Below are 21,104 nucleotides of genomic sequence, written 5' to 3'. Positions count from 1 at the left end.
ATTTAAATTTTTTGGGGTCTTAATGACCCAGTCTAGGCTCGAATTACTCGAACCTGATGAGATTCTATTTTTGCAACCAGTTCGTCAGACAACCCTTTATCGGTTACCAGAACGTCAATGTCGTCCCATGGCAGTTCTAAGTTCGGGATCTTTCTGCCGACTTTGTCGGACTCAACCATAACAACCACTTCTCTGGACACTTCAGCCATGACCTTGCTCAAACCGACCAATTCATTAAATGTCGAAGTACCACGTTCTAGATCGATGCCATCCGCACCGATGAACAACTGATCAAAATCATAGGAACGAAGAACAGATTCAGCCACTTTGCCTTGAAATGACTCAGAATGTGTATCCCAAGTACCGCCGGTCATGAGCAGTGTAGGTTCACTTTCAAGCTCATTTAACGCATTCGCGACATTCAGAGAGTTGGTCATCACGATTAACCCATGCTTATCATTGAGCTGATTAATCAGTGCTGCGGTTGTACTTCCGCTATCAATAACAATACGGTTATGGTCTCGAATCAGTTTTGCAGCAGCTTTGGCTAGCGCTTCCTTTCGAACTGAAACTTTTGAATTCAGTTCGTCATTCACCACTTCTTTAGGCAAAGCAATCGCTCCACCATAACGGCGCAATAATAGGCCATTCTGTTCTAGTGATGCTAAGTCCTTTCTTATAGTGACTTCTGAAGTTTCAAACTGAGTAGATAACTCTTCAACACTGACTTCACCTAATTGATTAACTAGGTTAACAATCGTGTGTCTTCTTAGCTGAGTATTACGTTTTGACATGACATCCACAAGAATAAGTTACGAAACGAAAGATATTCTATTCAAAACGAAAGTTTTTCGTCTATTTATTTCGATCTAAAAAATTAATATTTCTGGCTAAAACCTTGTCCTAAGACAATTCTTAAGCAGTGATATTGTAATGATTAGGTGTTAGAATTCGCACCCTAAAGAAAAAAAATTACAGAATGGTGTGTGATACTTTTGTAATTTTCACCAATCATGGTGACATAGATCACACTAAAACGAAGATACGCCATCAATAGGTAGTCATAAAATGACTAAACCTGTTGTAAGACTTTCAGTTTTGGAGTGCGCAGTACTCGACAAAGAAATGTGGTAACGAAGAGATAAATTTGCCGCCATCGAGGCCATTCTTAAGCTATATATTAACTTTCAAATTGATAATATTCACCGGAGAGACTCTTCCATGAAAAAGACCAAAATCGTATGTACGATTGGCCCTAAAACTGAATCTGTAGAAAAATTAACAGAACTTGTTAATGCAGGCATGAACGTAATGCGCCTTAACTTTTCTCACGGAGACTTCGTAGAGCACGGTACTCGTATCGCTAACTTCCGTAAAGTTATGGAAAACACTGGTAAACAACTGGCAATCCTTTTGGATACTAAAGGTCCAGAAATCCGTACTATCAAGCTAGAAAACGGTGATGATGTTGAGCTAGTAGCTGGTCAAGAGTTCACTTTTACAACTGATACTTCTGTAGTTGGTAACAAAGATAAAGTAGCAGTAACTTACGCAGGTTTCGCAAAAGACTTAAGCGTGGGTAACACTATCCTTGTTGATGACGGTCTAATCGAGATGGAAGTTGTTTCTACAACTGATACTGACGTTATCTGTAAAGTTCTGAACAACGGCGCACTAGGTGAAAACAAAGGTGTTAACCTACCTGGCGTTTCAGTTAACCTACCAGCTCTATCTGAGAAAGATAAAGGCGACCTTAAGTTTGGTTGTGAGCAAGGCGTTGACTTCGTAGCAGCATCTTTCATTCGTAAAGCATCTGACGTAAAAGAAATCCGCGAAGTTCTTGCTGCAAACGGCGGCGAAAACATCCAAATCATCTCTAAAATTGAAAACCAAGAAGGCGTGGACAATTTTGACGAAATCCTTGAGCTATCTGACGGCATCATGGTTGCACGTGGCGACCTAGGTGTTGAAATCCCAGCTGAAGAAGTAATCTTCGCTCAGAAGATGATGATCGAGAAATGTAACCGTGCACGTAAAGTTGTAATTACTGCAACTCAAATGCTTGATTCTATGATCAAAAACCCTCGTCCAACTCGTGCAGAAGCGGGTGACGTTGCGAACGCAATCATGGACGGTACTGACGCAGTAATGCTTTCTGGCGAAACAGCAAAAGGTAAATACCCAGTTGAAGCGGTAACTATCATGGCGCAAATCGCTAAACGTACTGATTCTGTACTTAAAGCTGAACTAGGTTCTCGTCTAGACAGCCCACGTCTACGTATCACTGAAGCAGTTTGTAAAGGTGCTGTAGATACAGCTGAAAAACTAGCTGCACCACTTATCGTTGTAGCTACTGAAGCTGGTAAATCTGCTCGTTCAGTTCGTAAATACTTCCCAACTGCGAACATCATCGCTGTAACAACTAACGCTAAGACTGCTGCACAGCTTGTTCTTTCTAAAGGTATTACTCCTGTTGTTGTTGATGCTTACGAAAGTACTGATGATTTCTACCGCCAAGGTAAAGAAATCGCTCTATCTTCTGGCCTAGGCAAGAAAGGCGACATCATTGTTATGGTTTCTGGTGCACTAGTTGCTTCAGGTACTACTAACACTGCATCTGTTCACGTTCTTTAATAACAGAACCCCAGATACTAAAAACCAGAGCTTAGGCTCTGGTTTTTTTATATCTCATATTTTTAACGCTTTTAGCTTTATCCGTTCGCTAATTCACGCTGAAAATTACCAGCCAAAAAACTCTTTATGGTGAGTGTTAAGCAGTAACACCATAGGAAGAAAATAAAGCGCGCTTAATTTAATTCCGAGTACCAATAAAAAGCTAATTGTTAGCCTCACTAGAAAATGATTAACCATACCCTGCCTCATGTTGCCAGAGTGTTTTAGCTTCCTTATTTTTACTGAGTCAAGCTGAGTAAAAACCATTAAGAGGAAAACCGGATCACTACTGATGAAAAAAACAACAGTTTACTTATTGTACAGTTTAGCTCAAGTAAAAAATAAAATTAGACTTTAGTCTAAGCGTAATAAAAACGTGACATCAAGCCACCTCATCAGTGGTGAGGCAGAGAGAAACTTGATTTCGACCCAATGTTTTAGACTCATAAAGGGCAATATCGGCACATTTATAAGAACGAGTGCTGTCTTGAGAAAGGTCAGAAATACCGGCACTTATGGTAATAGTTAGACCTTCGTCTAACTCAATAGCTTGTCTTAAACGTTCAACAACCACCTGCGCCTCAGGGGTTGAAGTATGAGGCATGATCACTGCAAACTCTTCTCCGCCGATTCGAGCAAGAAAGTCTGTCGCTCGAAGTTTTTCAGAGAGCACATCTGCGACTTTTACGATCACTTTGTCCCCCTGATCATGTCCTTGCTCATCATTGACTCGTTTAAAGTAATCAATATCAATTAAGCATAGACAGACCGAATAATCATTTGGGTATCGTTCAACCAGCTGAGTCTGTAGCATCAGTTCTCTTTCGAATTTTCGGCGATTCCAGAGATGAGTAAGTGAATCTTTCTCACTCAATTCTCTGAGTCTGTTCTCCAGCTCTTTGCGCTCGGAAATATCTACAATCGAGGTGATATAGTAGCTGACTTTTCCGGCTTCAATGATCGCCTGAATCCGCATAATAGTTGTCAGCATCTGCCCTTCAGGAGTCACACACTCAACTTCACCCTCCCAAAGGTTATTCTGATCAACTTGCTCGAGGACATTAAGAATAAACTCCATGCCATTGTGGCTGAGCAAGGTTTTAAGAGCGTTGTGTCCACGAACTTCTTTACTGGTTAAGCCAATCATGGCTTCAAACTCTTTGTTAACCATAATAACTTGATGAGACTTGTCTGAGATCATCACCGCAGTCATACCATCCAGCGCAGCTCTAGCGAGCTTACTTTCGATATTGCGGTGATAATAATGCAGTGACATGGATATCGTCGGCAGAGCAAAGACCAACATGATCATAAAGACGAAGAAGCCCTCTTTGACCACATCATTCAGCTCATGTCTCGCTCGGTCATTGAGTTGCTTAGGGGTAAAACGAATCACCAGATGGATGCTTTGGCCAAAAAACTTATCGATCGGCTTAAAGACGATAAGATTCATATCTTCCATCAGATAGTTGTGAGCCGGTGTTTGAGCTTGCATTATTTCCCAAGTTTTCGGGAAAAAAGTAGCGAGGTCGAATCCGTGATACTGATTGGACACATCACCATAAAAAGGCAACATATTCTTACCTGTCACCATATAGCCGTTACTACCGACGATAGCTGGCGTTAAATCATTTTTCGGAGAGTAATTCAGCTTATCAACCATCATCGACATATCGACTGAAATCACGATATATCCTTTCCGAACACCAAGCACAGAGACTGGAGCGATGACTTGTATCATTGGTGTATATGGCTTAGTAAAAGAGTCTGGGGCGTTGACCAACTCTGCGGCCCAAACACCGATTTGCTCTTCCTCTAGCGACTGTGCGTATTGGAAAAATGGTGTTTGTGAAATGTCTACCACGCCATCTAACGCTTTGGTTTTATGAATGCTTGGTAGGTAATCAACATGAACAGTATCGATGCCTTTAACATCAATAAAGCCAACACCATCAAACCACTTCTGGCCATTAGCTGCTGACGCTAAAGCTAGCTGTAACTGATTACGAGTAACTAAGTTTGGCGATTCTACATAGTTATACGCGCTACGCCCATGGCTTAAGAGAGAGATAGTCGAAAAGACCTGATCTCTTAAATTGCGATACTCTTGTTCGCTATAAGAGAGTTGATTAATGGCTTCACGTATAGAACGTTGATTGCTTGCCGCCTGAACTTGATCGTATCGATAAGAGTAAAACGTGACGATACCAGCTGTGATAAGGGCACAGGTTATGAGAAAAGCGACAATAATTTTAGAATATCTCATAACCCAGACTGACAAATAGCGGCAAAAGCAAAGGCGCGCATTATATCACCATTGCTAGTAATCTGAATAAAAAAGTAGCGCCTAAATAAAATACACAGAATAAAAAGTGTTAAAAACGTCGCATATTATTACGATAATTATCAAATAGTTACTATTTAATTCAGCTTATAGATAACGCTTACATTATCTCGAATGATCAATGTAGAATCTTGGTAGCTGTTGCTAACTGCTGAGTCTTCGCTAAATGTTGCTGCTCGGGTCAGTACCGCTTTTCTCATTGGTGCATTGTAGTCGATACGCCACACACCATCTAATTTACGCCCAAAACCCTCAGCTAAAGATTGCGCTTTCTGTTGAGCGTCTTTAATGGCAGCCATACGTGCTTGTTGCTGATATTTTTCTTCATCGCGGACTTTCAACTGAATATCGTCGACTTGGTTAATTTTCTCTTCCAAAGCGATATCCAAGTACTCATTCAACTTAGACAAATCATCCACTTCAACAGAGACATTTCTAATGGCACGATACCCTACTAGTTCAGGCTTACCCGTTTTAGGATAATGATACTGGGGAGTTAAGTAGAGGTTTGAACTGGTTATTTGAGATTCTTTGACACCTGCTTGAGTAAGGCGCTTGATAAACGAAGTGACTATATTATCGACACTCTCTTTCGCTTGTTCCGCATTCATTGTGATTTCGACGACCTTTACCGAAAACTCCGCCATATCTGGCGTCGCGATAACTTCACCATAACCAGACGTTGCCACATGCGGAAAGTCGAATTCCTGAGCTTGTGCCGCCATTGAAAACATACTCAATACCGCTAGAACTATTACAGAAAGTGCTTTCATTTCATTCCCCTAATTCAAAACCTATTGCTCAATAATAGATGAAAAATATTTCAGTCCCAGCGTCAGTGTATGTAAATCACACAATCTTGACATGCTCACTGTGGCAAGTTTTTTCTCGCATACTCAACCAAAGCCTGTGAACATTTCTTCAAACTTCCTGTTTCTAACTGCCAATGATGCCAGTAAAGTTTCTGGTCTATATACATCCCTGGCGTGATATCCATGAGTAACCCTTTTTCCAGCTCTTCAGCGATTTGGATCTTCGGAATCATACAATAACCGAATCCTGCTACTGCAGCTTTTACACAGGCTTCAGAACTACCCACGGTATGTTTAATTTCACTGACCATTTCAAAACCAAAATTGTCGTAAACAAAGCGTTCATTGATGAAGTCTTGCCTGTCGAAAGCAACTGCTGGTGCCGCTTGTAAGGTTTGTATGCTGACTCCTAGAGGGAAATAGCGACGATAAAAATCAGGCGAAGCCACACACAAATAAGGCATATCACCGAGCAAAACTGCGTTACAACCAGGCAAAGTTCTAGGTGACTGACTGATCGCGCCAATCACTTCTCCGTTTTTCAGCTTGTCCAGTGTTCTACGTTCATCATCGACAACCAGATGAATTTCCAAATTACTTTGTTTCATTGCCTCTTCAATAGCAGGCAATAACCATGTAGCCAAGCTGTCTGCGTTGGTTGCAATTGAAATGGAAATGGGCTTTTCACCAATATCGTTGCTGAGATCTGGCAAAATATCCTGCTCCAAAACACAAACCTGACGATAGAGCCCAAGTAACTTCTGCCCTGCAGGTGTTACTCTTGGCGGGTTCTCTCTTACAAGTACAGGCTGAGCAAGCCATTTTTCTAGCTGCTTAATTCTTTGTGAGACCGCTGATTGCGAGACGCATAATACGGCTGCAGCTTTCTCAAAACTTCTTTGCAAAATAATCTGATCTAGAGCTTCAAGCCATCGGTAATCTAATCCACGCACCGCTTCACCATAAGTTAATCTAATGACACATTAATATTATTAGTTTTATTTCTAATTATCTATGGCGTATTTTTCATGCAACATTTATTAACTTAGACCTTAAAGAACGACTATGAATTTTTGGATACTGCTACAAGGGTTTAGCCTAGGTGCAACAATGATTATCCCCATCGGGGCACAAAATGCTTATGTGTTGAACCAAGGCATCAAGCGAAACCATCACCTCACTACAGCAACAATTTGCAGCGTGATGGATGTGTTCTTTATTTCTTTAGGTATTTTTGGTGGTGGTGCGCTACTTTCTCAGAATGAGACGCTACTGACCGTGGTTACTCTGGGTGGAATTGCATTTCTGACTTTTTATGGCTGGCTCTCACTTCGAGCAGCTCTTCAACATTCTGACCAGCAGGAGAGCCAACCTCAAAAACTGGCACGAGGCCGACGAGCGGTGATATTAGGTGCTCTAGCGGTTACCGTACTGAATCCACATCTTTATTTAGATACAGTAGTGATTCTGGGTTCAATAGGCGGACAATTTGAGGGAAGCGATCGCATCTCCTTTGCTTTGGGCACCATGATGGCTTCTTTTGTTTGGTTCTATGGATTATCTATCGGCGCAGCTAAACTAGCTCCTGTACTATCCAAACCTAAAACAAAGAAAATCATCGATTTAATCGTTGCTACCATGATGTTTATCATCGCCTTTGCTTTAGCCAAAAGTCTTTATACTCAATGGTTCAGCTAAAAAACTAGCAACTTATGTGAAAAATTTAGGCATAAAAAAACGGAGGCTATTGCCTCCGCTTTTAAATTCATCATCGATATTAATCGACTTTGTTGAGATGAACGTCCATCTGTGGGAATGGAATTTCAATACCGTTCGCATCCAACGCTTCTTTAATTGCTTGCATTGAATCGAAGTACACACCCCAATACTCCTCAGTTTTACACCAAGGACGAACCACGAAGTTCACTGAAGAATCTGCTAGTGCCAACACCCCAATCGTGATATCTGGATCTTTCAAAATACGTGAGTCTTTTTCTAAAGTTTCACGAATAACTTGCTTGGTCTTTTTCAAATCAGACTTGTAAGACACACCAATCACCAAATCAACACGACGAGTTGAATGGCGAGAATAGTTTGTAATTGAACCACCGATAATCGCACCGTTTGGCACTACGACCATTTTGTTATCTGGTGTTTTTAAAATCGTTTGGAAGATTTGAATCGCTTCTACAGAACCAGCCACACCTGCAACTTCAACATAGTCACCAGATTTAAACGGACGGAATCCAACAATCAATACACCTGCAGCAAAGTTAGAAAGAGAACCTTGTAGAGCTAAACCAATCGCTAAACCAGCTGCACCGATAACAGCTACCACTGAAGCGGTTTCTACACCTACTCTGCCTAATGCTGCAATCAATACGATTACGAATAAAACGTAACGAACAAGACCATGGATAAACTCGACAACCGCCTTATCCATCTCTTTCTTCTTAAGAACTTTCGCGACACTGCCCGCTACAGCCTTAACAATCATATTACCAATGATCAGGATAAGAACTGCCGAAACAATATTTACCCCGTACTGAATTAACAAATCTGAATTACTACTAAGCCAATCACTCATTTTATTTAATCCATCAGCAATTGGAGCATCCATATCCAACGATTCACCAGCCATACTTTCTTACCCTCTAAAACTCTTAATTTTAACAACCGACTATTTGACTCACTGAGTTTGTCTGGCATTACAAAACTGCACTGCTAATTTTCACTCATTGTGGGCTTTATATGATATGACGTATAACTTTTTGCAAAGTCAGCATTTTGCAAACAACAAAGCAAAAAGTTACCCCATCTACTTAGATCCTGTATCAGATTAAGCAATAAATACACATTCTGCCAGTGCTTTGAAAAAAATAGCTTTTTCTGTTCCAGAACCGAGAAACAAAAAAAACCCGCTCAATGAGCGGGCTTTTCAAATAATCAATTCAGATTACAGTACGTCTACAGCGTTAAGGTCAGCGAATGCTTTCTCAAGACGAGCAACCATAGAAGCTTGACCAGCACGTAGCCATACGCGTGGATCGTAGTATTTCTTGTTCGGAGCATCTTCACCAGTTGGGTTACCGATTTGACCTTGTAGGTAATCGTGGTTTTCTGCTTCGTACTTACGGATACCGTCCCAAGTTGCCCACTGTGTATCTGTATCGATGTTCATTTTGATAACACCGTAAGAGATAGACTCTTTGATTTCTGCTTCAGTTGAACCAGAACCACCGTGGAATACGAAGTTTAGAGAGTTCGCTGGAAGACCGAATTTCTCAGAAACGTATGCTTGAGAGTCACGTAGGATAGTTGGAGTAAGAACAACGTTACCAGGCTTGTAAACACCGTGTACGTTACCGAAAGAAGCTGCGATAGTGAAACGGTGGCTAACAGCGTTTAGTTTCTCGTATGCGTATGCAACATCTTCAGGAGAAGTGTATAGCTCAGAAGAATCCATATCTGAGTTATCAACACCATCTTCTTCACCACCAGTACAACCAAGTTCGATCTCGATTGTCATGTTCATTTTAGCCATGCGCTCTAGGTACTTAGCACATATTTCAACGTTCTCTTCTAGAGACTCTTCAGAAAGGTCTAGCATGTGAGAAGAGAATAGTGGCTTACCAGTTTGAGCGAAGAACTCTTCACCCGCGTCTAGTAGGCCGTCAATCCAAGGTAGTAGTTTCTTAGCTGCGTGGTCAGTGTGAAGAATTACAGGCACACCGTATGCTTCAGCAACAGCATGAACGTATTTTGCACCAGCTACAGCGCCAAGAATTTGTACACCTTGACCTTCTAGTTTAACGCCTTTACCTGCAAAGAAAGCAGCGCCACCGTTAGAAAATTGAACGATAACAGGAGCTTTAACTTTAGCAGCCGCTTCTAGTACGCCGTTCACAGAATCTGTGTTAACACAGTTAACTGCTGGAAGAGCGAAGTTGTTCTCTTTAGCTACTTGAAATACTTTTTGTACGTCATCACCAGAGATAACACCAGGTTTTACGAAATCGAAGATCTTAGACATGGATTTGATCCTATTTTCTGTCGTTTTAATAAATAAAAACGGTGAGTTTGAATTCTTTCATACGTCTGCTCACAACACTTGAAGTTTAACAGAACCAAGCTAGTTGCGCAGCAAACAATAAAGCGGAAAACTAATTTCCGCTTTATTAATAAATCATGATGATTAAGCTTTCGCGCGCTCTTCTAGCATCGCTACTGCAGGAAGCACTTTACCTTCAACGAACTCAAGGAATGCACCGCCACCAGTTGAGATGTAAGAAACGTCAGCTTTGATACCGAACTTGTCGATAGCTGCTAGCGTGTCACCACCGCCTGCTACAGAGAAACCTGCAGATTTAGCGATAGCTTCTGAAATGCCTTTAGTACCTGCTTCGAAGTTCTTGAACTCGAATACACCTACAGGGCCGTTCCAAAGGATAGTTTTAGCATTGCCAATGATTTCAGCAAGAGCAGCAGTTGAATCTGGACCTAGGTCGAAGATCATGTCGTCATCTTGAACATCAGCAACGTTCTTGATTTCAGCTTCTGCGTTTTCGTCGAATGCTTTCGCACATGCAACGTCAGTAGCAACTGGGATTGAACACTCTTTCATTAGTTTTTGAGCTGTTTCGATAAGGTCTGCTTCGTATAGAGACTTACCTACGTTGTGACCAGCTGCTGCGATGAATGTGTTCGCGATACCACCACCAACAACAAGTTGGTCAGCAATTTTTGAAAGAGATTCTAGAACTGTTAGTTTAGTAGAAACTTTAGAACCACCAACGATAGCAACTAGTGGACGCTCTGGTTTGTCCATTGCTTTACCTAATGCTTCAAGCTCAGCAGCAAGAAGAGGACCAGCACAAGCTACAGGTGCGTGCATACCAACACCGTGAGTTGAAGCTTGAGCACGGTGTGCTGTACCGAATGCATCCATTACGAAAATGTCACATAGCGCAGCGTATTTCTTAGATAGTTCTTCTTCGTTTTTCTTCTCGCCTTTATTAAAGCGAACGTTTTCAAGAACAACAAGCTCACCAGCGTTTAGCTCTAGGCCATCTAGGTAATCTTTAGCAAGTTTCACTTCGCACTCTAGTGCATCTTTTAGGTAGTTAACTACTGGTAGTAGAGAGAACTCTTCAGCATATTCGCCTTCAGTTGGACGACCTAGGTGAGAAGTCACCATTACTTTAGCGCCAGCTTCAATACAGTGTTTGATAGTTGGCAGTGAAGCTAGAATACGTGCATCAGACGTTACTTTGCCGTCTTTAACAGGTACGTTTAGGTCAGCACGGATAAATACACGTTTACCTGCTAAATCCAGGTCAGTCATCTTGATTACAGACATGGTTTGTCCTCTCAAATATTAAAAAGAAAAGTTTCTGTAAGCCCGGCTATCCTGCCGAGCCTGTAAAATCATAAACTGCATACTAATATGGGGCACTAGATATTTATTTCAAGTTATAAAATAAATAATTTTGCCGCCAAAGAGTAACTACTTTGCAGCCTGCATTGCTAACGCGGTATCAAGCATTCGGTTAGCAAATCCCCACTCGTTATCACACCAAACGAGCATCTTCACTAGATGTCCGTTACTCACTCGAGTTTGGCTGCCATCAACAATCGCACTGTGTGGATCGTGATTAAAATCGATGGATACGAGTGGTGATTCAGTATAGTCAACAATGCCGTGTAATGTACACTGAGATGCCTCTATCATGGTTTGATTTACGTCATTAACTTTCACATTTGCGTTAATAGTGACACTCAAATCCATCGCGGTAACATTTACTGTTGGAACTCGTACCGAAATCGCCTCAAATTTGTTAGAAAATTTCGGAAATATTCTTTCAATCCCTTTATGTAATTTTGTATCAACAGGGATAATAGATTGACTTGCCGATCGGGTACGACGCAAATCGCTGTGGTAAGCATCGATCACTTGTTGGTCATTCATAGAAGAATGAATCGTTGTAATCGTGCCAGATTCGATGCCAAAGGCTTCATCTAACACTTTAATTATCGGGACAATACAGTTAGTGGTACAGGAACCGTTGGAAACAATATGATGCTGTGCGGTCAACGTTTCATGGTTCACACCGTAAATAATAGTGTTATCAAGATCGGCCGAACCTGGATGAGAAAACAGTACCTTTTTCGCACCCGCAGCAATATGTTCTTCACCATCGGCTTTGGATCCATAGACGCCTGTACAATCTAAAACGATATCGACTTCAAGATCTCGCCAAGGCAATAGATGAATGTCTGAAGAGTGAAGAATTCTAACGCTATCAAACTCACCATTATCATGATGAACATATAAGTGTTCTTGGTCGTGAGAAATCTTTTTACCGAAACGACCATGGCTGGTGTCGTACTGTAATAAGTGCGCCATAGCCTCAGGCTGAGCCAACTCATTCACAGCAACCACTTTTATCTGCTGAGCTTTGCCACTTTCGTAAACAGCGCGTAAAACGTTACGCCCTATTCGCCCGAATCCATTTATTGCGACTCTTAACATCCGTACCATCAACCGACTAAAATTTCGTGGCACAGATATTAACCGATGACAGCGTAAAGCGCACCCTTAACAGAGGTGATCCAACCATTTATTTCACCTCAAAAAAATCCCCGCACAATGACGGGGATTTCTATTCTTTATCGTATTTGATTAAGCAAGCAGCTCGTTTGCTTTCTCAACGACGTTTTCAACAGTGAAACCGAACATCTTGAACAGTTGGTCTGCTGGTGCAGACTCACCGAATGTGGTCATACCGATGATTTTGCCGTTTAGACCAACATACTTGTACCAGTAATCCGCAATACCTGCTTCGATAGCGATACGAGCAGTTACGTCAGCAGGAAGTACTGCTTCACGGTAAGCCGCGTCTTGTTTGTCGAATGCGTCTGTTGATGGCATTGAAACTACGCGTACTTGTTTGCCTTCAGCAGTTAGTTGCTCAGCCGCTTTCACAGCCAGTTCAACTTCAGAGCCTGTTGCAATCAGGATTAGCTCAGGTTTGCCTGCACAATCTTTCAGGATGTAACCACCCTTAGCGATGTCAGCCACTTGTTCTGCTGAACGTGGTTGCTGTGCTAGGTTTTGACGAGAGAAGATAAGCGCTGTTGGCGCATCTTTACGCTCGATAGCCAGTTTCCAAGCAACAGCTGATTCAACTTGGTCACATGGACGCCATGTGCTCATGTTTGGAGTCAGACGCAGAGAAGCGGTTTGCTCAACCGGTTGGTGAGTTGGACCATCTTCGCCAAGACCGATAGAGTCGTGCGTGTACACTTGGATGTTTTGCACTTTCATCAGTGCCGCCATACGCAGTGCGTTACGTGCGTATTCCATGAACATCAGGAAGGTTGCGCCGTAAGGAACGAAACCGCCGTGTAGCGCGATACCGTTCATGATAGCCGTCATACCGAATTCACGAACACCGTAATGGATGTAGTTGCCTGATGCATCTTCTGGCGTGATTGACTTGGAGCCAGACCACATGGTTAGGTTTGAAGGTGCAAGGTCAGCCGAGCCGCCCATGAATTCAGGTAGCATTTTACCAAACGCTTCTAGTGCGTTTTGCGATGCTTTACGTGATGCAATGTTGGCTGGGTTAGCTTGAAGCTCAGCGATAACCGCGTTTGCTTTTTCTTCCCACTCTGCTGGTAAGTCGCCGTTCACACGACGTTTGAATTCTGCTGCTAGTTCTGGGTATGCCGCTGCGTACGCTGCGAACTTTTGATCCCATGCTGCTTCTTTCGCTGCGCCCGCTTCTTTTGCATCCCACTGCGCGTAAATATCTGCTGGGATTTCAAACGGTGCGTATTCCCAACCTAGGAATTCACGTGCAGCTTTGATTTCATCAGCGCCTAGTGGAGCACCGTGACAGTCGTGTGAGCCCGCTTTGTTTGGTGAACCAAAACCGATGATGGTTTTAGTACAGATTAGAGTTGGACGACCTGTTTCTGCTTTTGCCGCTTCAATCGCTGCATTGATTGCGTCAGCATCGTGACCATCAACCGCAGGAATAACGTGCCAGCCGTACGCTTCAAAACGTTTTGGTGTATCGTCAGCGAACCAACCTTCTACATGACCATCGATAGAAATACCGTTGTCATCCCAGAATGCAATCAGTTTGCCCAGACCTAGAGTACCCGCAAGAGAACACGCCTCGTGCGAGATACCTTCCATCATACAGCCGTCGCCCATGAACGCGTACGTGTAGTGGTCGACAATCTCATGGCCTTCTTTGTTGAACTGAGTAGCAAGAGCCTTCTCAGCCAGCGCCATACCTACAGCGTTAGTGATACCTTGACCTAGAGGACCAGTCGTAGTTTCAACACCTGGTGCATAACCGTATTCTGGGTGACCCGGAGTTTTCGAGTGAAGCTGACGGAAGTTCTTTAAATCTTCCATTGAAAGCTCGTAACCAGTCAGGTGAAGCAGTGAGTAAATCAGCATCGAGCCATGACCGTTAGAAAGGATGAAACGGTCGCGGTCAGCCCAGTTAGGGTTTTGTGGGTTGTGGTTTAGGTGCGAACGCCAAAGTACTTCAGCGATATCCGCCATACCCATTGGGGCACCTGGGTGGCCAGAGTTAGCTTTTTGAACACCGTCCATGCTCAGAGCACGGATTGCATTTGCCAATTGTTTGCGAGACGCCATGTCAGCTCCTGATTGATTTAAGCGAAGTGAAATATACCCATCTATAATGGGAGGTATTGTTACAAAGCCCCTAGTTCACTGCAATCGTTTACTTGACCGTTGAAGCAATTTTGTCGGATGTGCACGGATAAGATTGCAAGTTAAAGAGAGAACACAAGCAAACGTTTGGTTATATCTAAAAGTGAAAAAGAGCTTGTAATTTAAGCATTCAAAACTAAAATAGCCGTCTAGATGTAGAAACGCCTACATAATGAACACTTTTCAAAGTAGTGAAGGACGAATTCTTTGCTACTTTTTGACTATTTATATTGGAGCTATCATGGCTAAGCACCTGTTTACTTCTGAGTCAGTATCAGAGGGACATCCGGATAAAATCGCAGACCAAATCTCAGATGCGGTTCTAGATGCTATTTTGGAACAAGACCCTAAAGCACGTGTTGCTTGTGAAACTTACGTAAAAACCGGCATGGTTATGGTTGGTGGTGAGATCACAACTTCAGCATGGGTTGATATTGAAGAACTAACTCGTGAGACTGTTCGTGAAATCGGTTATGTCCATTCAGATATGGGCTTCGATGCTAACTCATGTGCAGTTCTAAACACCATTGGTAAACAGTCTCCAGACATCAACCAAGGTGTTGATAAAGCTGATCCTAAAGAGCAAGGCGCAGGTGACCAAGGTATCATGTTCGGTTACGCAACAAACGAAACTGACGTATTGATGCCAGCACCAATTACTTACTCTCACCTACTTGTTCAAAAACAAGCTGAAGTTCGTAAGAACGGCACGCTACCTTGGTTACGTCCAGATGCAAAATCTCAGGTAACTTTCCAATACGACCAAGGTAAGATTGTTGGTATCGATGCAGTCGTTCTTTCAACTCAACACTGTGATTCAATCTCTACTCCAGATCTTCGTGAAGCCGTGATGGAAGAGATCATCAAACCTGTACTTCCTGCAGAATGGTTGAGCAAAGAGACTAAATTCTTCATCAACCCAACTGGCCGTTTCGTAATCGGTGGCCCAATGGGTGACTGTGGTTTGACTGGTCGTAAGATTATTGTTGATACCTACGGCGGCGCAGCTCGTCACGGTGGCGGTGCATTCTCTGGTAAAGATCCATCAAAAGTTGACCGTTCTGCAGCATACGCAGCGCGCTACGTAGCGAAAAACATTGTCGCTGCTGGTATGGCTGATCGTTGTGAAATCCAACTTTCATACGCAATTGGTGTTGCAGATCCAACATCTATCATGGTTGAAACGTTCGGTACTGAAAAAGTATCTCACGACATCATCATCGAAGCAGTTCGCCAATTCTTCGACCTACGTCCATACGGTCTGCAAGAGATGTTGAACCTACTTCAACCTATTTATAAGAAAACAGCTGCTTACGGTCACTTTGGTCGTGAAGAATTCCCTTGGGAAGCAACTGACAAAGTTGAATTACTACGCGATTTCGCAAACATCAAGTAATTCAAAATGCTTTATTGACAAGCCCTCGCCAACTGGCGGGGGCTTTTCTTTTTCAACCTTCCTAAATCCGTTGCGGTTTAAATTTCCATCTGGCGATTTGTATTTTCCAACCTTATCTACAATAGTTAATAAAGTAATAGTTAATAAAATGTTACAAACACGGTCGTTTTCTTAGGGATCCTAGGAAAGGCTCAACTTCTTAATTCACTGCCATATTGTTTTGGGAGGATTTATGCCTCGTACAATAGACCCTTCTGACTTCAAGCAAAAAGACAAAGAAGTCAGTCATCAGGAATATGCTCGCACACTGCCTTGCAATAAAGTGGAAATCTCCGCACCTCTTCACTGGCTTGCTCTTGGCTTACACGACTTTATTCGCTTACCTTTAATCAGCGCCTTTTATGGACTCTGCTTTATGGCTGCTGCTGTTGGCATTGTTCTGCTTATTCAATGGCAAGGCACTCATCTTGTCGTGATGCCAGCTCTAGTGGTTTACATGTTAATTGGCCCTTTCCTAGCACTTGGCCTTTATGATGCAGCTTGGCAGCGAGAACGAGGCAAAGAAAGTAGCTTATTACATTCGATGAAAGCTATTACGCGTAATAGCACATCACAGTGGATGTTTGCGGTCGCACTGGCTGTTGCGATGATTTTCTGGATGAGAATCGCTGCGCTCTTGCACGCACTCTATCCATCGGTGCAAGGAGCCCCACTGACCGACTTCCTCCCATTCTTAGTCATCGGCTCTCTTATTGGCTTCATTATTGCCAGTGTCATTTTCAGCATCTCCGCGTTTTCAATTCCTTTAATGATGGAAAGACGTGTCGATGTGATGACAGCCATTTTCAGCAGTTTTAACGCAGTAAAATCCAACATCTCAGCCATGATTGTCTGGGCTGCAATTATCTGCGGCGGTATTTTAATCGGCTTTGCAACTTACGGAATCGGCATGCTCTTTACTATGCCGATACTCGGATATGCCACATGGCATGGTTACCAAGCAACGATTAAGAGAAAACATCAACCATAGGGTCTCCTCCTTCTTTTTATCATCTTGGCTCGAAGTTCTACTCAATGATAAAAAGAGGTTTGATGTTATAATCTCCCCGCTATTACCTGACTCTATAGGTAATAGTGGGGATATTTTTTGGAGCCAGACTTGACCGATTTTCAACTGCAATACCAAGCATTATCACAAGTAAAAAAGTGTGTAGACATTGCTTCTCGATACTTCAATCGCCAGTTCGATCTGCCAGAAATCAGCTACCGACTCAGAGGGAAAGCTGCGGGTAAAGCTTATCTGCAACTATGGGAAATCCGCTTAAATCCCGTTTTATTCAAAGAAAATCAACAAGCTTTTTTGAATGAAGTGATCCCCCACGAAATAGCCCATCTCATCACTTATGCTATCTATGGACGAGTAAAACCTCATGGCGCTGAGTGGCAAACAGTCATGAATCAAGTATTCAATTTGCCTGCTGAAACCACTCACAAGATGTCTGTTGAATCGGTTCAGGGAAAAACCTTTGCCTACCAATGCTCCTGTAGCCAATATCCTCTATCCGTTCGTCGCCACAATAAAGTATTGCGTAAACAGGCCACTTACCGCTGCCAACAGTGTAAACAAACGCTCACGTTTACTGGCATTCAGCTCACCGGATAAGTGCGAATGAAAAATCGTGGCCAACCAACTGCGAGTCACCCATAGATTTTTAACCATAGATAGCGATAAATTTCTCAACTAGATTTCAACTTAGAGAATGTTAGACTGTAAAAAATAATAAAATACAGTTCAACATATGCTTAATTATCGCTTTCTGCTCACGGCAGCTTTGCTGCTTGTTTCTCACACTTCTTTCGCCGATTTTCCAAGCTCTTTTTCCAGCGCTAAAAACGAAGCTTTGAAAATTTATAAAGATCACCCAACCTCTTTTTACTGCGGCTGCGATATTTCGTGGCAGGGTAAGAAAGGCATTCCTGACTTAGAGAGCTGTGGATATAAAGTCCGCAAACAACAAACCCGAGCTAGCCGAATCGAATGGGAGCACGTTGTGCCAGCCTGGCAATTTGGCCACCAGCGTCAATGCTGGCAAGAAGGCGGACGTAAACTCTGTAGCAACAGCGATGCAGTGTTTCGCCGCATGGAAGCAGATCTACACAATTTAACTCCAGCGATTGGTGAAGTTAACGGCGACCGTTCAAACTTTAACTTTAGTCAGTGGAACGGGTTAGATGGCGTCACTTATGGACAATGCGAAATGCAGGTCAACTTCAAAGGGCGTAAAGCGATGCCTCCCGAAAGAGCTCGCGGTGCCATTGCACGCACTTACCTTTATATGAGTGCTGAGCATGGTTTTAAACTTTCCAGCTCACAAACCAAATTGATGCAGGCGTGGAACAAAACCTACCCCGTCGATGAGTGGGAATGCGAAAGAGAAAGGCGAATATTCAAAGTTCAAGGCAACAGAAACCCATTTGTCTATGAACAGTGCTCAAAGTAAAGCCTGACGATAACTATCAGAACCTATCTAGGCATATAAACCCAGACCGATAAATGAGGGGGGATTCACATTTCCCCCTTGTTTTTTCGGCACAAAGCATCCATGTTAGGTGCGAGATATCCCACGCTATTGAATAGCAATACTCAAGCTACTTGAAGTTGCAGGTAGGCGGCAAGTGAGTGAATCCCCATGAGCATAGATAAACTATGTGATTGGGGTGAACGAGCGTAGTCAACACCGCTGCAGCTTCAAGTAGGAAGAGTATATTTTGATTAGGAAACAACACATGCGTATTCCCCGAGTCTATCATCCGCAGCCCATTACGCAGTTAGGCAAAATTAACCTCGATGATGATGCAGCAAACCACATCGGTCGAGTACTGCGCATGAAAGAAGGACAGCAAATCCTTCTGTTTGATGGTAGCGGTGCAGAGTTTCCAGCAGTCATCAGCGAAAGTGGCAAAAAACATGTGACGGTTGAAGTTACAGAGCGTGTCGAATCCAGCAGCGAATCACCACTTGATTTGCATTTAGGGCAAGTGATTTCGCGTGGCGACAAAATGGAGTTCACCATTCAGAAATCTGTTGAGTTGGGTGTAAACACAATCACTCCATTGTTGTCAGAGCGATGTGGCATAAAGCTGGATGAGAAACGCTTTGAGAAGAAACTTCAGCAATGGCAAAAAATCGCCATCAGCGCTTGTGAGCAGTGCGGTCGAAACGTGGTACCCGAAATTCGTCCTGTGATGGAATTAGAACAGTGGTGTGCAGAGCCAAGTGATGCACTGAAACTCAACCTGCACCCTCGCGCTCAATACTCAATTAATACACTTCCTGAACCGGTTACTAAAGTGCGTCTGTTAATCGGTCCGGAAGGTGGTCTTTCTGAAAAAGAAATCGATATGACCACCAAATACAACTTTGAAGAAACGTTGCTTGGACCTCGCGTCCTGCGTACAGAAACCGCAGCGTTAACCGCAATTACAGCTTTACAAGTTCGTTTTGGCGATCTTGGATAACGGAGACTTCCAATGATTAAACTCGGCATCGTAATGGATCCAATTTCATCCATTAATATCAAGAAAGATTCTAGCTTCGCGATGATGTTAGAAGCGCAGCGTCGCGGCTACGAAATTCATTATATGGAGATGAATGATCTAAACTTAGATCAAGGTGTGGCTATCGCAGATACAAAAATCGTCACTCTGAAAGAAGATCCAAACGGTTGGTACGAGTTCAAATCTGAGCAAACTATTAAGTTATCTGAGCTAGATGCTGTATTAATGCGTAAAGATCCACCTTTTGATACTGAATACATTTACGCAACTTACATTCTAGAGCGTGCAGAAGATGAAGGTACGCTGATCGTCAACAAGCCACAGAGTCTTCGTGACTGTAACGAAAAATTGTTTACTGCATGGTTCCCAGAGCTGACTCCAACCACAATCGTGACTCGTAAAGCGGAAAAAATTAAGCAATTCAGAGAACAACATGGTGATGTGATCTTAAAACCGCTAGATGGTATGGGCGGTGCATCAATTTTCCGAGTGAAAGAAGGCGATCCAAACGTCTCTGTGATTATCGAAACACTGACTAATCACGGCCAAAACTACTGTATGGCGCAAACCTTCGTTCCAGATATTAGCAATGGCGACAAGCGTATTCTGGTTGTAGACGGTGAGCCGATGCCTTACTGTTTAGCTCGTATTCCAGCACAAGGGGAAACGCGCGGTAACTTGGCAGCAGGCGGTCGTGGTGAACCTCGTCCACTGAGTGATACGGATAAAAAAATTGCACTTGCCGTGGCACCAACACTAAAAGAAAAGGGTCTAATTTTTGTAGGCCTAGATGTGATTGGAGACAAGCTGACTGAGATTAACGTAACCAGCCCGACCTGTATTCGTGAAATTGAAGCGGCTTACGATATTTCTATCACTGGCAAGTTAATGGATGCCATTGAGACACGCATAAAAGCAATGGCGATGTAATACCAATCTTTGAGGTTGGAGACACTATGAATCTTACAAATCATTTTCTCGTTGCGATGCCGAGTATGAAAGATCCTTACTTCAAACACAGTGTGATTTACATCTGTGAACATAATGAAGAAGGTGCTATGGGGCTTATTATTAATGCGCCCATAGATATTACTGTCGGCGGAATGTTGAAGCAGGTTGAGATAGAGCCTGCTTACCCACAGTCGCAAAGTAAAAGCCTTAAAGAGCCTGTTTTCAATGGCGGTCCGGTTTCAGAAGATCGCGGGTTTATTTTACACAGACCCAAAGATCATTATGAATCCAGCATTCGCATGACAGACGATATCGCAGTGACCACTTCCAAAGATATCCTAACGGTTTTAGGTACTGACGCAGAACCCAAAGGTTATCTCGTCGCCCTTGGCTATTCGGGCTGGGAAGCGGGTCAACTAGAAAGCGAGCTATCGGAAAACTCTTGGTTGACCATCGAGGCTGACTCGGATCTGATTTTCAATACTCCGACCCGAGATAAATGGAACAAAGCAATTCAAAAACTGGGAATCGACCCTATCCAGTTATCTGGTGAAGCTGGTCACGCCTAGCCCAATTAACAGCGCTCAATGTCAATTGAGCGCTTCTGTTTTT

At 43.0% G+C, this 21,104-nt stretch carries 18 protein-coding genes; 9 read left to right on the top strand and 9 right to left on the bottom strand.

Features of this window, described 5'->3' with window-relative positions; genetic code table 11:
* Positions 1–32 precede the first annotated feature (32 nt).
* Complete coding sequence (locus HKI82_RS03870; RefSeq protein WP_042480695.1) at positions 33–794, bottom strand: DeoR/GlpR family DNA-binding transcription regulator; 762 nt, start codon at positions 792–794, stop codon at positions 33–35.
* A gap of 427 nt (positions 795–1,221) precedes the next feature.
* Between HKI82_RS03870 and pykF the strand changes: the two genes are divergently transcribed.
* The gene (pykF, locus tag HKI82_RS03865) at positions 1,222–2,634 is read left to right on the top strand and encodes a pyruvate kinase PykF (RefSeq protein WP_171137269.1); all 1,413 of its coding nucleotides are present in this window, start codon (positions 1,222–1,224) and stop codon (positions 2,632–2,634) included.
* 421 nt (positions 2,635–3,055) lie between these two features.
* On the opposite strand, the gene HKI82_RS03860 is transcribed toward pykF, so the two are convergent.
* The 3 genes from HKI82_RS03860 to HKI82_RS03850 form a co-directional block, all read right to left on the bottom strand.
* Positions 3,056–4,939 (bottom strand): sensor domain-containing diguanylate cyclase, encoded by a 1,884-nt coding sequence (locus HKI82_RS03860; protein ID WP_171137268.1) that lies wholly within the window; start codon positions 4,937–4,939, stop codon positions 3,056–3,058.
* A gap of 155 nt (positions 4,940–5,094) precedes the next feature.
* Complete coding sequence (locus HKI82_RS03855) at positions 5,095–5,790, bottom strand: oxidative stress defense protein (RefSeq protein ID WP_102942946.1); 696 nt, start codon at positions 5,788–5,790, stop codon at positions 5,095–5,097.
* Positions 5,791–5,885: 95 nt separating this feature from the next.
* The gene (locus tag HKI82_RS03850; RefSeq protein WP_171137267.1) at positions 5,886–6,782 is read right to left on the bottom strand and encodes a LysR family transcriptional regulator ArgP; all 897 of its coding nucleotides are present in this window, start codon (positions 6,780–6,782) and stop codon (positions 5,886–5,888) included.
* 112 nt (positions 6,783–6,894) lie between these two features.
* Between HKI82_RS03850 and HKI82_RS03845 the strand changes: the two genes are divergently transcribed.
* Positions 6,895–7,527 (top strand): LysE/ArgO family amino acid transporter, encoded by a 633-nt coding sequence (locus HKI82_RS03845; protein ID WP_102942944.1) that lies wholly within the window; start codon positions 6,895–6,897, stop codon positions 7,525–7,527.
* Between the two features lie 79 nt (positions 7,528–7,606).
* Here the strand turns inward: HKI82_RS03845 and mscS are convergent, their stop codons facing one another.
* From mscS to tkt, 5 genes are all read right to left on the bottom strand, one after another.
* The gene (mscS, locus tag HKI82_RS03840; protein WP_102942943.1) at positions 7,607–8,470 is read right to left on the bottom strand and encodes a small-conductance mechanosensitive channel MscS; all 864 of its coding nucleotides are present in this window, start codon (positions 8,468–8,470) and stop codon (positions 7,607–7,609) included.
* A 315-nt stretch (positions 8,471–8,785) separates the two neighbouring features.
* Positions 8,786–9,862 (bottom strand): class II fructose-bisphosphate aldolase, encoded by a 1,077-nt coding sequence (fbaA, locus tag HKI82_RS03835; RefSeq protein ID WP_171137266.1) that lies wholly within the window; start codon positions 9,860–9,862, stop codon positions 8,786–8,788.
* A gap of 162 nt (positions 9,863–10,024) precedes the next feature.
* Positions 10,025–11,188, bottom strand: coding sequence for a phosphoglycerate kinase (locus tag HKI82_RS03830; protein ID WP_102942942.1), 1,164 nt, complete (start codon positions 11,186–11,188; stop codon positions 10,025–10,027).
* Between the two features lie 147 nt (positions 11,189–11,335).
* The gene (gene epd / locus HKI82_RS03825) at positions 11,336–12,361 is read right to left on the bottom strand and encodes an erythrose-4-phosphate dehydrogenase (RefSeq protein WP_102942941.1); all 1,026 of its coding nucleotides are present in this window, start codon (positions 12,359–12,361) and stop codon (positions 11,336–11,338) included.
* Positions 12,362–12,511: 150 nt separating this feature from the next.
* A complete protein-coding gene (gene tkt / locus HKI82_RS03820; RefSeq protein WP_171137265.1) occupies positions 12,512–14,509 on the bottom strand; it encodes a transketolase in 1,998 nt (665 codons plus the stop codon).
* 319 nt (positions 14,510–14,828) lie between these two features.
* Between tkt and metK the strand changes: the two genes are divergently transcribed.
* From metK to HKI82_RS03785, 7 genes are all read left to right on the top strand, one after another.
* Positions 14,829–15,983, top strand: coding sequence for a methionine adenosyltransferase (gene metK / locus HKI82_RS03815; RefSeq protein ID WP_102942709.1), 1,155 nt, complete (start codon positions 14,829–14,831; stop codon positions 15,981–15,983).
* A 232-nt stretch (positions 15,984–16,215) separates the two neighbouring features.
* Positions 16,216–17,013: a DUF2189 domain-containing protein gene (locus tag HKI82_RS03810; protein ID WP_042489172.1), complete on the top strand. Its 798-nt coding sequence runs from the start codon at positions 16,216–16,218 to the stop codon at positions 17,011–17,013.
* A 129-nt stretch (positions 17,014–17,142) separates the two neighbouring features.
* Positions 17,143–17,646 (top strand): SprT family zinc-dependent metalloprotease, encoded by a 504-nt coding sequence (locus HKI82_RS03805; RefSeq protein WP_171137264.1) that lies wholly within the window; start codon positions 17,143–17,145, stop codon positions 17,644–17,646.
* 136 nt (positions 17,647–17,782) lie between these two features.
* Positions 17,783–18,484: an endonuclease gene (locus tag HKI82_RS03800; RefSeq protein WP_171137263.1), complete on the top strand. Its 702-nt coding sequence runs from the start codon at positions 17,783–17,785 to the stop codon at positions 18,482–18,484.
* A gap of 286 nt (positions 18,485–18,770) precedes the next feature.
* Positions 18,771–19,502: a 16S rRNA (uracil(1498)-N(3))-methyltransferase gene (gene rsmE, locus HKI82_RS03795; RefSeq protein ID WP_102942712.1), complete on the top strand. Its 732-nt coding sequence runs from the start codon at positions 18,771–18,773 to the stop codon at positions 19,500–19,502.
* Between the two features lie 12 nt (positions 19,503–19,514).
* Positions 19,515–20,471, top strand: coding sequence for a glutathione synthase (gshB, locus tag HKI82_RS03790; protein WP_171137262.1), 957 nt, complete (start codon positions 19,515–19,517; stop codon positions 20,469–20,471).
* Positions 20,472–20,497: 26 nt separating this feature from the next.
* Positions 20,498–21,061 (top strand): YqgE/AlgH family protein, encoded by a 564-nt coding sequence (locus tag HKI82_RS03785; RefSeq protein ID WP_042489186.1) that lies wholly within the window; start codon positions 20,498–20,500, stop codon positions 21,059–21,061.
* Positions 21,062–21,104 lie beyond the last annotated feature (43 nt).

The organism is Vibrio plantisponsor (assembly GCF_013041605.1).
Lineage (GTDB): Bacteria > Pseudomonadota > Gammaproteobacteria > Enterobacterales > Vibrionaceae > Vibrio > Vibrio plantisponsor.
Note: the sequence above shows the minus strand (reverse complement) of the source record. Positions and strands in the feature narration are given on the sequence as shown.